We start from the raw sequence: 13,269 nt of genomic DNA on the forward strand, positions 1-13,269 counted from the left end.
CCTGCTATCAAGTACTTATGATATGGCTAACATGAGTTGGAAGTTGAAGGTTTATTTATACAACTCATTGTTATAAGAACTGAATTCATCGGCAAGATATCTTTTATAACCCGATTATTCCACTCAATATGTAATACTCATCATTATTATTATACTGAACTTTGGAGGCGAAGGAACATGAAAAACAAAAAGTGGTTGATTGCTGCAGGCGTATTTGGCATGGTATTAACGGGATCAGCAGGTGTCTACGCAGGTACGCAACTGGAAACAATCAAAGCCTATCTGAATCACGGACTTGCTATTGAAGTAAACGGACAAAAGTTTACACCGACAGGTGATCAGGGCAAGAAGCTTGCGCCCATTACGTATCAAGGCAGTACATACCTTCCGGCACGCTCCATTGCTGAAGCTTTAAATACAGAAGTGAAATATGACGCCAAAAATAATAAGGTAAGCATCGGTGCTTCAAGCTCATCAGGCGGGTCTACATCCACTGGCGGCGGTCAATCCACATCTCCATCGACAGGTACGAACACACAAGCTCCAGGCGTAAAATCCAAGTACTTGCCAGCAGATTTCCCATTGCCTAAGGATGCAAAAGCGACCAGCCTGATTGAGAATGTTGTAGATGGCAACAAAAAAGTAGTGCTGATCTATACATCCAAAGAGAGCCTGAGCACCCTCGCTTCATCCTACAAAAACTATTATCAGAATAAAGACCTGACTCAAAACAGTGAGGATATTCAAGCTGACGAATTCAGCATTTTAGGTCGTGAGGAAGGTAAGTATGCGGTAACGATTACAGGTAACCCATCTTCGGGCAATAAAGATTTGAACGAAGTGACGGTCATCTGGGGAGAAGAATAAGCAAGTTCGTATGTTGTCTAATTCTTAAAATAAAGCAAGCCGATATGCCTGTAATGATTCGTGATTACAGGCATATCGGCTTTTTGCGTTTAAAGTGCAGGGTATCCATGTAACAGTCTTTCGGTCAATCTTTTCGTTCATCTTCCATGAGAGGTTTACAGATATTCGTTAAACCACCCGACGATATGCTCTAAACGTCGCACCCTTAGATGTGGATTGCCCGAGCGAGATAGTTCATGGTTGGCTCCAGGGAAACGAACGAGACGGGTCGTTTGCTTGCGGCGTTTCAGTGCAACATATAATTGCTCGGCTTGCTCAATGGGACAGCGGAGATCCTGTTCGCCATGAAGAATAAGCAGTGGTGTCTGCATATTGCCGACATAAGCAAGCGGAGAATGTTTCCACAGTTTTTCCGTGTCCTCCCATGCATTACCGCCAATCTGATCTTCTGTAAAGAAATATCCGATATCACTGACGCCATAGAATGACAACCAGCTGCAGATGGAACGCTGGGTAACAGCGGCTTTGAAGCGGTTCGTGTGTCCCACGATCCAGTTCGTCATGAACCCGCCATAGCTGCCCCCGGTTACGCCCAGTCTGGATGGGTCAATGAAGGCATAGTGGGACAAAGTATAGTCCACAGACTCCATAAGGTCCCGGTAATCGCCTCCGCCGTAATCTTCACGACAGGCATTCACGAATTGTTGCCCATATCCTAGCCCTCCACGCGGATTGATATATATCACAGCATAGCCCTGAGCAACAAGGAGCTGGAACTCATGCATAAAAGTAAAACCATACATCATATGTGGGCCGCCATGAATCTCAAGAATGGTCGGAACTTTGACACTCTCAACGACACCGTGAGGTTTCATGATCCACCCTTGCAGCTTCAGCCCGTCCGAGGATTCAAACCAGAAGGTTTCCGGTTTACTAAGCCAAATGTCCTGTTCTAGCTGCGGGTTACTGCTCGTAAGACGGACAGATTCGATTCCGGGGTCTTCTGGTTGTTCATACAGATACAAGTCTCCGGGATGTTGTGTACTCGCAACAGCCGCGACGATCTGGCCCTGTGCCAGCTCCGCAAACTGATAGATCTCGCACTCATCTGGCAAAAGATAATCGGCACGACTTCCATCTAACGCAAATCTAGCGATACGCACGCTACCATGTATCGTAGCAAGGCACAGAATGGAAGAGCCATCCTGTGAATAGACCGGACCTGTCGTAACGAGGTGAGAGCGCATGTCACCAACAAGGCTGTGGTTCAATTGTACATCCCAATCTGCACTCAGACATTCAGGTGTTCCACCCGATATCGGGAGTGTATACAACTTCGCCAAGGTAGCATTGCCATAAGAGCGGTCACTGGCGAGAAGGGCCAGAGATTGCGCGTCAGGTGCATAACTAAGCCGATAGAAGGTATATCCTTCCGGGGTTAGTTGCTGTAGATCTGATCCATCAGGTCTGGATGTATACACATGATTGGTCAACGTAAAGTCGCTATGATCCGCGCCCTCTTCAGGCATTTCAGTAATCCAGGCGATTCGTTTTCCATCCGGAGACCAAGCATAGTCCCCGATATCATAGTGACCCGTCGTAACAGGAATAGCCTCTGCGCTGATTGGCGCGATAACAAAGAGATGGGAACGTCGTCCATTCCATAGCCCTTCGCTGTCGGATTTCATGCGAATTCGGTCCACGATGATTTCTTGAGGCAGTGAGTTTTCCTTATGATCTGTGTTGTAACCTTCCGCGGACGTTGAATCTGGTTTTTTATCTATCGTTTCGACTGAAGACTTTACAAGCAGTGTCCTGCCATCTGGCGCCCATAAGAAGGAACTGACGCCATGCTGCAGGTGACTAATCTGCTGTGCTTCTCCGCCATCCGAAGCGATGAGCCATACCTGGGATTTTCCCTGCACTTCGCGTATAAAAGCAAGCTGTGCCCCATCCGGCGACCAAGCTGGGGAATGATCATTTTCTCCAGAAGTGAAAGGTCTGTCCTTTCGACTATCCAGATGAAGTAGTCTCAGGTGTGAGCGATAGCCATCGTGTTTTTCATTTACTTGCCGGCTAACATACACCAGATGTCCGCCTTGAGGAGACGGAACCGGATCGTTAACCCATGTAAGCTGGTACAAATCTTCCGATGTCATGCCACGTTGCTCGTTCATCGCTTGTCCTCCCACTAGTAGTCAGATTGGATAATTTCCTAAGCTTTCCATTTATATTAACGGAAAGACAAGTACAGGACAACAACTTGCCGAATGGAATGACATTAAGTTTTTTTACAAGGAAGGAATAGATGCACAGGAAATGTTTAGGCCTAGCCCGAATGGTTTAATGTACAATGCAATTCCTGTTTTGAACTGCACATGATTTAGTCACAAGAAGGAGGAAGTTATGCTTGAATACATCTTATGAACAGCATGTGGAATATCCGAGCAGGAAACGAATGGCTTTGATTACGGCAGGGGCAGCGCTTTTTGTGAGTGCCGGATTCTTTCTGATGTTTGACCGATCTTCAGGTGCAGGTACTTCCATCATATCCAGTGTTCTTGGTCTGTTGTCTGTCCTCTTTTTTGGCACATGTTTCTTCTATAGCCTGGTAAAGATGATCCGAAAAGAACCTTCCTTTGTCATTAATGAACAGGGGTTTGTTGATTCTTCCTCTTATATCTCAGGCGGGGCAGTGGCCTGGAGGGAAATTGAACATATGTTTATGTATGAACTGATGGGGCAAAAAATGATTGGGGTTAAACTGCAGAATGAGAAAGCATTTATGGAGCGTCATAACGGGATGAAGCGCAAGCTGATGGTGGCGAATAGCCATATGGTGGATGCAACCATCAGTATTGCGCAAAGCAGTATCACTTTGCCAATCGACGAACTGTATCTTATGATGATGAATCATTGGAAGCATGGTAAAGGCGGCAGGATTTACGTTTTGAACGGGAGGAAATAATACATATGGCTTAGAACGGCAGGTCTTTGAGGCCTGTTTTTTTGTGTGTTCAAATAACAACTGAAAATAGGCTTTACAATACCAATTCACTAGTGTACTATGTAACTAACACACCAATACAGAAAGGAGCGAGAACATCGTGCCTATCGAATTTGATAACAATTTACCGATCTATCTGCAGATCATGCAATATATCAAACGACAGATTGTAACCGGCGCCCTCAAGGCAGGAGATAAAATTCCTTCGGTTCGTGAACTGGCTGCCGAACTGCAGATTAATCCAAATACAGTACAGCGTACGTTCCAGGAGCTGGAGCGTGAAGAAGTGGTTGAGACGAAGCGGGGTTTGGGCAGATATGTGACAAGTGAGGAGAGGAAAATCATGATGATCAAGAAAGAAATGGCCGGCGAATTGCTGGATCGTTTCCTGACAGGAATGCAAGAGCTTGGAATCGAAGAACAGGATATTGTGTCCATCGTGACGGATGCTTTGGCAGAAGGTAGTCAGGGGAAAGGGGAGAAGACACATGAGTAACATTCTTGAACTTAATCAGGTCAACAAGACATATGGGCGTAAACAGGCGTTACACAATGTCTCCCTGAATGTTGCTCCAGGACGAATTGTAGGTCTCCTAGGTAGCAACGGAAGTGGAAAGAGTACACTGATGAAACTGGTCGCAGGTTTGCTACATCCCGCTAGCGGTAGCATTCAGGTTACAGGTAAGGCGATTGGACTGGAGACGAAGTCACTCGTTTCATTCATGCCGGATCGTCCGTTAACCGAGAAGTGGATGAAGGTTCGTGATGCGATCGCATACTACCGTGATTTTTATGCCGATTTTGATGAAGAAAAGGCACGGGAGATGTTGGAGTTTATGAATCTTTCAGCGGATGAGCGTGTTAGTCATTTGTCCAAAGGTATGAATGAACGACTGCAGTTAACACTGGCATTGTCTCGTAAGGCGCGGCTCTATTTGCTGGATGAGCCGATCGGCGGCGTGGACCCGGTAGCCAGAGGTAAAATTCTGGATGCGATCGTTAAATTTTACGATGAAGACAGCAGTCTAATCATTTCCACACATCTGGTGAATGATATTGAACGCATTTTCGATGAAGTGGTCTTTATTCGGGAAGGCAAGGTAGTTATGCATGAGGAAGTCGAGACAATCAGGCTGAAGCATGGGAAAAGTGTGGATGAGATGTTCAAGGAGGTTTATGCAGAATGATGACATTGTTGAAATATGATTTTAGAAGAAACTGGAACACCTTGCTGGCAGGGTTAGTCATCCTCATTATTGTTCAACTGGGTCTGATGATATTTTTGTCGTCCGGTGTCACTGCAAATTTGCTTGGCATCATGGCATACGTCGGGGCAGGAGTAGCCATCTATGTGAAGACGATAAAAACCTACGCTGCCAATATCCGCTCCTACAATCGTCGTCTGATCCCGGTCACGGGTCTGTCTCATGTGTTATCACCTATCATTTTTGGTACAATTTGCGGACTGGGCTTGCTGCTGATAGGCTTCCTCCACGCTTACCTCTACATTACGATGAAACTGGGGCTTGATCTGTCTGCTTATATTGGTGTCAACATAAGTGTAGCTGAGATATGGAGTACTTTGTTTTTTGCAGGTTGGATTGTTCTGTTTATGACGATCATGATCTTTTTCTCCATTAGTGTAGCGGGAACGTTCCGCTGGAAAACAGGCCCATGGATCGGGATTGTCACGTTTATTGTTCTGATTAACCTGCTTAGCTGGTTGGAAAATGTTATTTTTTCAGGAAAGTTCAGTCCGAATGATCTGTTTCAGTTCACCGAAGAAAGCACGGGTATCTCATTTTCAGCCAACGGTGTTATATGGGCGGATGGACGGTGGGGGACCACGGTGTTTGAAATGGCACTTGCCGCGCTTCTCGTATGGGGTATTATTTATATGAACACGAAAAAAGTGGAAGTCTGATCCCTGCTTTAGCAAAAGAATACAGAATGGATACAACGGGTGGCAGAGCTGCTCGTTTTTTCTTTTGGCAGAAATGAACGGATATATGCACCCTATTCCAGTTTGAATACGTAAATATATGTATAATAACCGCGAATAGGGTAATTAAAGATGGATTCGCATGATGAGCATCATTAGACATTACAACATCGGGAAGGGGAAAGGGATATGCAATTGTACTTCAGAGATAACTTTTTCAACGCCGGATATACCGAAATTTTGAATGCCGATCAGGAACAGGCAGGGCACCTGGATTTGAAAAGTATGTTTGGATCATCACTCGATGTATCGGATGAAAATGGTCTGGTATGTAGCGGCAAATTCCGCATGTTGACGAATCGCTGGGACGTGACCGCAGCAGATGGCACACATCTGGGGGTACTAAGAGCGAGATTCAGCTTTTTTAGCAAAAAGTATGAGTACGATGCGGGCTCACGTGGCATCTATGATGTATCTGCTCCGGCATTTTCGCAGGAATATGATGTGACTGATGGATCGGGCCGCGTTGTAGTAAGCTTCCGTCGTACCAGCGGTTGGTTTAGTTCAGGGGCGTTTGTGCTGGATAATCAATCCGAATACTTGGACACTTATGAATTGGTTGCTGTGGTCATGGGCGTGCACGCGATTAACAAAAGACGGAACGCAGCCAGTAGCAGTAGTTCGTAGATCTGGAATGTATAGGGATTTAGCTCTCAAAATTACGTTCATCTACAAGGACGAAGTTGAGGCGATTGATCTGTTCTAGGCCGGTGGAGTAGCGGTCAGGTCAGATGCACGCCTGCATCATTTCGTCCTTTTTTACTGTGTATCGTGCATCCAACAGAGAAGACGAGATCGAGGAGTTTGCTAAGTGATAGCTCTTAAAGCGCTGGTTTGTGCTAATCCCCTTGCGCAGCCGTTTCACCACCCGGCTGTATGGACTCGGAATGCGCATATCGTGCCAGTACCTTGGCAGCAGTCTCGGACATGCGCTCCTGCAGGGCCGAATGATCGATGATCCGAACACGTTTACCGAGAAAACGCATTTTGGACAACACGTAATCGACCTCGTTTCGCGGAACCGTCAGCAGAATCCGGTATATATGACTCGCTTCGTTATATGTAACCTCTCTCTCAAAGCAGGAGAAGGCATACATTATTCGGGACAACTCCGCATTGAACTCAGGCAATACCTCGATGGTGATCGACGTTTTACGTTTTTCCGTGATCAGGGCGATGCTAGCTTTGTATCGTGATGCGGCCTCCGGTTTAATGGATCTGGCCTCAAGCTTGGTGATGCTATGCAGCTTGGTAGACATTAATCTGGCAAAGTGCGGGGCATACCAGAGCACATACCATTCCTTTTTGACCATGGAATATTCCAGCTTATACGGGAACCCGAACTGCTCCTGGCTTGTGCGTCCGCTACGGATACGACCTGTCATTTGAAAACCTTCACCGTTCAGGATCATCTGCCGTAACGGCCTCAGCAGGGGATGAGAGACGCTGCTCTCCTCACTTTTGGCTTTTTCCGTCAGGTAATCTTGCAGATTCAAGTGCTTTTCCCCGTCCAGCATGTTGTTTAGTTTGGTCAAGGTTACGGGGGTTAAGGCTTCTTGTGCAGCCGGATGCTCCATCATCATACGGAGCCAGGCTCGCTCCTGCGAAGTCCAGGTGAACAGTCCGGTTTCATTCAGTCTCGTCATGATCTGGTAGTTGAACATCTTCTCGAACAGGTTCATAATACGCCGCAATCTCCTTCCATTCTTCGATCATTTCCTCACGCAGCTTACGCGGAGCCAGAATCTCACAGCTTGAGCCAAAACTGCGTAGCCAAGGTTTAATCTCTGTTGTACCGTTTACCTGAATTTCATACAAAAAGCTATGATCCGTTTCGGGTGTAATGATTCCCCATTGTCCTTGCAGCCGGACGCGATCCAGAATAAAGTTACGCTGACCATCTCCCGGGTGGAAAAAGCGTGCTTGCACCGTCACGGTGCGGCCTGTATCGACAAGCCAGCTGTATCGGCTGATGTCAGCCCACTCTTTTTTCAATGCAAGCATATGTTCTTCTTCAATAGGCTGAAGCTCCTCCAACTGGGTGATGCCCTCCATCCGAAACTTCACGAATCTCCGTCGGCTCTGATAACCGATGACATACCAGCGCCCATACTGGTGATCATAAACGACTTCAATCGGGATGATCCGATTGGAGCTTCCGCCAGCCTCGCGTTCAAACTTGGGATTCGTATTTTGCGAGCTATAGCTGGACGGTTTCTTCGGTGAAAAATACTGAAACTGCACACGTTTTCGCTGACGGATCGCTCCAAGCAGGGGGTACAGATGGGCTTCGTCCAGAATACGTGAATAATAATGATATTTATAAATATATGGCTCCGTCGCTTCTTCTTGCGGATAACTGGCTTTAATTATTTTTTTCATACTATCGCGGAGCAGATAGCCTTGCACCGATGGAACCTGTGTGTTCGCCATCATATCAACGAAGTCGTATAACTCCAGCTGTTCTTCCGGGGTAAGCCGTGTCAGCACATCCTGCTGTAACGAATAACGATAAGGACGTCCGCCGGGCTCTTTACGAATAACACCGACTTCCTCCAGATACTTGAGATCCGAACGGATCGTTTTCTCATCCGGCAGGGCCAGTTCTTCCGGCAAATCGGCACAGCAGGCATCCAGTAATTCCATCGCGGTCAGCGCGGAGTCTTGAAGGGTATGTAAAATGACGGATAAGCGCTCCACTTCGGTTTCTTTCATGGATTTGGCACGGAAAAGAAATAGTAGCAGAGGCTCGGCAGACTCGCCGTACTGGAAACGAACAAGGTCGGTCATCTCTGAGCCCATTTCACTGTCTGTGCGTTGATTGGTCAAGCTCTGACGAATATCTCGCAGCTTGCGCTGTGTTTTATCAAAGGTATGTACAGAAATGCCAAGTCTTTTGGCATACTGCTGACGGTTATAAGCGCCGCTGGTCAGAGACAGCATACGCAGGAACTGAATTTCTTTATCAAAGCTTTCTTTAGCCATGTGTCTCACTCCCGATTGGACTATGTATTTTTCATTGTATCAAGATAAACGCCTGTTTTCATGGCAAAGTTGCTATATCTCGCTTAAATCCATGACATTGCAATTCAACTTACTACCATTCACTTCACTCCAAGTTACTGCAACTCACTTTAAATCAAGCCAAGTCGCCATACTTTCACCATGTTCGTGGTTGATGGTCTCCATGCATAATAAGGATGTGAAGCGGGGCAGTGAATTAGCTCGGCTGATCTGATTTCCGAGGCGCCTGGGAGGGTTACTTCGACTGTTAATCGACCAGGTCGTTGGTTCGAATCCAATCGCCGCCGGTTATGGCGGTGTAGCTCAGCGGTAGAGCAGGTAAAACCTTCCCCCTTTTTCCTCGGAAACCTTCTATAGAAACGAAGAAACGTTGACCAACAACGTTAGATGTTCCACATAGATGAAGCACAGCATTTTACGCGTAGGGAGGTTATGTGCGATGAGTAGAGCCAAATCATTATTTAATACACCTCAATCTGTAGTACATAATCATGATGGATATGCAGCTTATGAGCGATTGGTCGAGGAACAATATGTACAGATGTTGACGACGAATACGCTTAACAATACGTTTTATGCGGATGAACAACAGTTGATGCAAGAAGCGGGGAGCAGCCATCAGGAGATGGCAGAACTGGATGCAAACTTCATGGCGAAGGCTTTGGTATATGCTCGAAATGAAGGTTTCATGCGGCTTCAGCCTTTGTATGGGCTCGCCGTATTGTCCAAGATTAATCCGGAGCAGTTCGCAAAAGTGTTTGCTCATGTCGTGAAGACGCCAGCGGATCTGGCCGATTTTCTGACCATCCTCAGAGGAAGCGGGCGGGGAGAGGGAGGGCGCGCAGTGAAGCGTCAAGTCAATCAGTTTCTGAACGAAATCAGCGAATACTGGGCCATAAAATACAATGGACGCGGGCGTGGATACAGTCTGGGGGATATGATCGCTACTGCACATCCTAAGCCAAAGGATGAGAAGCAACAAGCTTTATTCCGTTATTTGCGGGGGCATGAGACCAGTCTGGTAGACCTTCCGCAACTACAGGCACTGGAGAAACTGAAAACGACACGTAACCCTGCCAGTCAGCTTCATCAGATTGAAAAAGGGAAACTGCCTTATTCGGTCGTGACCTCGATCCTTCAGCCGACGCGTCCGATTTGGGAAGCTTTGATGCTCCAGATGCCGATGTTTGCGCTCCTGCGTCATTTAAATACGATGGATCGTGCCGGAGTTTTTGCCAAAAAGAAAAATATCGCTTACGTCACACGTCGTCTGACGGATGCCGAGGCATTGCGTCAATCGCGGATATTACCTTTTCGCTTCGTCAAAGCGTATGAGATGGTTGAGCGTGCAGAACTGCGGGAAGCGTTGCAGCAGGCCGTTGAGCTATCCGTTCACAATCTGCCACGGTTGCCGGGAAGAACAGCTATTTTCCTCGATCGCTCGGGCTCCATGCAGGGAGACTACTTACGTATCGGTTCCGTGCTCGCACTGGCGCTATACAAACAAACGCAGGGCAACTCCTTGTTCTGGTTATTTGATCAACAGGTTGAAGATGCCCGCCCGAAGCTGGACGAGGGTATTCTGGCGCAGGCATATCGAATTCGTGCACAAGGTGGAACCGATACAGGAAGACCTGTACGAGAGCTACGAGAGTCTCAAGAGACGGTGGATCGCATCATTATGATTACGGATGAGCAACAGAATGAGGGGAGTCCAATGTATGCCGAGTTAGAACGATACCGACGCGCCATGAATCCGGGGCTGCAGGCATTCATTGTAGATATTACCCCTTACCGGCAGGCTATGGTTCCGCCGCGGGATGGTCAGACTTTTTACATCTATGGCTGGAGCGAAGCCGTACTGACATATATTGCAGAGACAGCAACAGGGTATGAGACGATTGCCGAGCGTGTACGGAAAAGTCAATTTTAAATGAAGGAAGAGAAGGAGGAGGGGGACAGATATGAGTGAGGTGGAACAAACAATGAGAGACATCATCGCGAAGCAGCTAGCGCAGATCGAGCAGGAGGAGCAAGTTCGCATTATTTATGCCTGTGAGTCAGGCAGCCGGGCGTGGGGATTTCCTTCGCAGGACAGTGACTACGATGTGCGTTTTATTTATGTCAGACCGTTGGAGTGGTATCTGTCGATTGAAGAGCAACGGGATGTGATTGAACGTCCGATCAGTGACCAGTTGGATATTAACGGATGGGATATACGCAAAGCGTTGAAGCTGTTCCGCAAGTCCAACCCGCCGCTGCTGGAGTGGTTACAGTCCCCGATTCAATACGATGAGCAATATAGCGTAGCAGGGCAGATTCGGAGTCTATCGCCGCTAACGTTTTCACCGAAATCATGCTTGTACCATTACCTGAACATGGCTAAGGGAAACTTCCGTGATTACTTGCAGGGCGAACAGGTAAAAATCAAAAAATACTTTTATGTGTTGCGCCCTTTGCTGGCCTGTGGCTGGATTGAACGTTATGAAACCATGCCGCCGATGGCTTTTGACGAACTCGTTGAGACCTTGGTTCCAGCGGGAACACCTCTGTATACGGAAATTCATGATCTGTTACGCCGGAAAAAAGCCGGAGACGAACTGGATATGGAGCCGCAGCTTCCGGCCATTCAAGCTTACATTACGGCTCAAATTGCACATGTAGAGCAACTGGCTACCGAGATTCAAGGACAAGCGACTGTGGAGATTGAGGTCTTAAATCGGATATTACAATCAGCTGTACAGGAAGTTTGGCAATAAATAAAATAAATAAATGAATGGATGGAATTAGAACTCACAAAATGGGTTGAAGATCAACGAAAGGAGGAGAAGATATGCATTTGATTCTAAAAGCAAGTGGGGTGAACGCAGGGGTTGTATCCCATCTGCTCGCCAAAAATCCGAATAATGTGTATGACCGGACAGATAAAGGTGTGCGTGTTCGGATGGTCTACACCAAAGCGAGTGAGCAAGAGACGGAGGTGTTGATTCATGCCGAGCCTGATCCGGTCGATCTCGTTAGAGGCACACCGGATGGATATGATATCACACAATACATCAATGACCGTGAGTTTGTGACCAGCAGTTTATTCTGCTCTTACATACGGAATGCGCTGGGCACAGCTCTGAATGGCAAACCGAAGGAAGACTATGTGCGATGGGTGGATCATGCCTTTGAACTGGAGCTGAAGTTTGGCCCGGTTGCCTCTGATCTGCCTGACCGTGTGGTGGAGGAGTTGTTCTCCTGTTTGGGATATGACATTACTGTGGAACGGGGAGAGTCGGCGTATTCGTTTGACCTGAAAAATCGAAGTACAGTTCGTCACATCACCCTGCGAGGTAAACAAACGGTACAACAGGCTTTACGTCAGCTATTTCTGCTGATTCCCGTGCTGGATAACTACAAGCATTATTTCATCAGTGAGGATGAGATTGATAAAATCAACCGTTATGGTGAGGGCTGGTTAGATGTCCATCCGCTTAAGGGACTTATCGTTAGACGTACGCTGCATTTTGCCGAACTGATTCGGACGTATGAACGTCAGCATGGAGCTTTGGATGATCAGCATTCACGGGTAGAACAGCCAGCCAAGGCTGCGGAAGCAGAAGGTGATTTGAAAAAAACATTAAAATCGGAGTCGGCAATATCCAGGCATGAGGATAAGAATCCGAATGCAGACACAGTTCAGGCCACAAGTGCAGATCGAGCTGATGACTCGTCCGAAATACCTGTACGATTAAATGATTTACGTTACCGAGCGATTACAGACATTGTGGCTTCGTTGTCTGAAAAACGCCGTATTGTGGACATGGGTGCAGGTGAGGGGAAGCTGTCTGCACGTCTCGCTTATATTCCGGGAGTGGAATCAATCCTTGCTGTTGAGCCTTCCGGGCAATCACGTCTACGGGCGATGGAACGTTTCGCCAAGATGCAGGATCGGGCAGGGGTTCAAGCTATGCCGGAACCGATGCTTGGTTCCCTGTTTTATTTTGACGAGCAGTTACAGCATCAGGATGTCATGATCCTATGTGAAGTGATTGAGCATATTGAGGCATATCGTCTGAATGGCATTATGGAAACGATTCTGAAAGAGTATCGGCCGCAAGTGCTACTGGTTACTACTCCGAATAAGGAATATAACGAAGTGTATGCGATGGAGCAAGAGCAGTTCCGTCACCACGATCACCGCTTCGAATGGACACGGGAAGAATTCAATGGCCGATGTGCGGAGTGGGCAGAGAAAGGCAATTATGCTTACGAGATCAGGGGTATTGGTGAGGAAAAGGAAGGCTACGGACAGCCGACACAACTGGCGATGTTCACACGGGGAAAGGAGGAGCATGTATGAGAAACGAAAGGCAAACAGGTG

The 13,269-nt window shown here is 47.2% G+C and carries 12 protein-coding genes and 1 tRNA gene; 10 read left to right on the forward strand and 3 right to left on the reverse strand.

Annotation, left to right across the window (positions count from 1 at the left end):
• Positions 1-177: 177 nt before the first annotated feature.
• Positions 178-867, forward strand: a complete 690-nt coding sequence (locus M3629_RS15345) for a stalk domain-containing protein (RefSeq protein WP_251507899.1) — start codon at positions 178-180, stop codon at positions 865-867.
• A 155-nt stretch (positions 868-1,022) separates the two neighbouring features.
• Here M3629_RS15345 and M3629_RS15350 read toward each other — a convergent pair whose 3' ends face one another.
• Complete coding sequence (locus tag M3629_RS15350; protein WP_251507901.1) at positions 1,023-3,044, reverse strand: alpha/beta hydrolase family protein; 2,022 nt, start codon at positions 3,042-3,044, stop codon at positions 1,023-1,025.
• A 233-nt stretch (positions 3,045-3,277) separates the two neighbouring features.
• On the opposite strand from M3629_RS15350, the gene M3629_RS15355 reads away from it, so the two are divergent.
• The 5 genes from M3629_RS15355 (at position 3,278) to M3629_RS15375 (ending at position 6,503) form a co-directional block, all read left to right on the forward strand.
• Positions 3,278-3,835, forward strand: coding sequence for an STM3941 family protein (locus tag M3629_RS15355; RefSeq protein WP_251507903.1), 558 nt, complete (start codon positions 3,278-3,280; stop codon positions 3,833-3,835).
• A 139-nt stretch (positions 3,836-3,974) separates the two neighbouring features.
• Positions 3,975-4,370: a GntR family transcriptional regulator gene (locus M3629_RS15360; protein WP_090917783.1), complete on the forward strand. Its 396-nt coding sequence runs from the start codon at positions 3,975-3,977 to the stop codon at positions 4,368-4,370.
• Positions 4,363-5,061: an ABC transporter ATP-binding protein gene (locus M3629_RS15365; protein WP_154984545.1), complete on the forward strand. Its 699-nt coding sequence runs from the start codon at positions 4,363-4,365 to the stop codon at positions 5,059-5,061. The genes M3629_RS15360 and M3629_RS15365 overlap by 8 nt, the downstream gene beginning before the upstream one ends.
• On the forward strand, positions 5,058-5,798 hold the full coding sequence (locus tag M3629_RS15370; RefSeq protein WP_251507905.1) for a hypothetical protein: 741 nt from the start codon (positions 5,058-5,060) through the stop codon (positions 5,796-5,798). The genes M3629_RS15365 and M3629_RS15370 overlap by 4 nt, the downstream gene beginning before the upstream one ends.
• 207 nt (positions 5,799-6,005) lie before the next feature.
• Positions 6,006-6,503, forward strand: coding sequence for a hypothetical protein (locus M3629_RS15375; protein WP_251507907.1), 498 nt, complete (start codon positions 6,006-6,008; stop codon positions 6,501-6,503).
• A gap of 212 nt (positions 6,504-6,715) precedes the next feature.
• Here M3629_RS15375 and M3629_RS15380 read toward each other — a convergent pair whose 3' ends face one another.
• Together M3629_RS15380 and M3629_RS15385 are read right to left on the reverse strand one after the other, a co-directional pair.
• Positions 6,716-7,558, reverse strand: a complete 843-nt coding sequence (locus tag M3629_RS15380; RefSeq protein ID WP_251507908.1) for a WYL domain-containing protein — start codon at positions 7,556-7,558, stop codon at positions 6,716-6,718.
• Positions 7,506-8,861 (reverse strand): helix-turn-helix transcriptional regulator, encoded by a 1,356-nt coding sequence (locus M3629_RS15385; RefSeq protein WP_251507910.1) that lies wholly within the window; start codon positions 8,859-8,861, stop codon positions 7,506-7,508. The genes M3629_RS15380 and M3629_RS15385 overlap by 53 nt, the downstream gene beginning before the upstream one ends.
• A 226-nt stretch (positions 8,862-9,087) precedes the next feature.
• Here M3629_RS15385 and M3629_RS15390 point away from each other — a divergent pair.
• From M3629_RS15390 to M3629_RS15405, 4 genes are all read left to right on the forward strand, one after another.
• Positions 9,088-9,187, forward strand: a tRNA-Asn gene (locus M3629_RS15390).
• A gap of 152 nt (positions 9,188-9,339) precedes the next feature.
• Positions 9,340-10,833: a TROVE domain-containing protein gene (locus M3629_RS15395; RefSeq protein ID WP_251507912.1), complete on the forward strand. Its 1,494-nt coding sequence runs from the start codon at positions 9,340-9,342 to the stop codon at positions 10,831-10,833.
• Positions 10,834-10,864: 31 nt separating this feature from the next.
• Positions 10,865-11,659 (forward strand): nucleotidyltransferase domain-containing protein, encoded by a 795-nt coding sequence (locus tag M3629_RS15400; protein ID WP_251507914.1) that lies wholly within the window; start codon positions 10,865-10,867, stop codon positions 11,657-11,659.
• A gap of 74 nt (positions 11,660-11,733) precedes the next feature.
• Positions 11,734-13,248, forward strand: coding sequence for a methyltransferase domain-containing protein (locus M3629_RS15405; protein ID WP_251507916.1), 1,515 nt, complete (start codon positions 11,734-11,736; stop codon positions 13,246-13,248).
• Positions 13,249-13,269: the final 21 nt, after the last annotated feature.

It is taken from the genome of Paenibacillus polysaccharolyticus, from assembly GCF_023714295.1.
Lineage (GTDB): Bacteria > Bacillota > Bacilli > Paenibacillales > Paenibacillaceae > Paenibacillus > Paenibacillus polysaccharolyticus_A.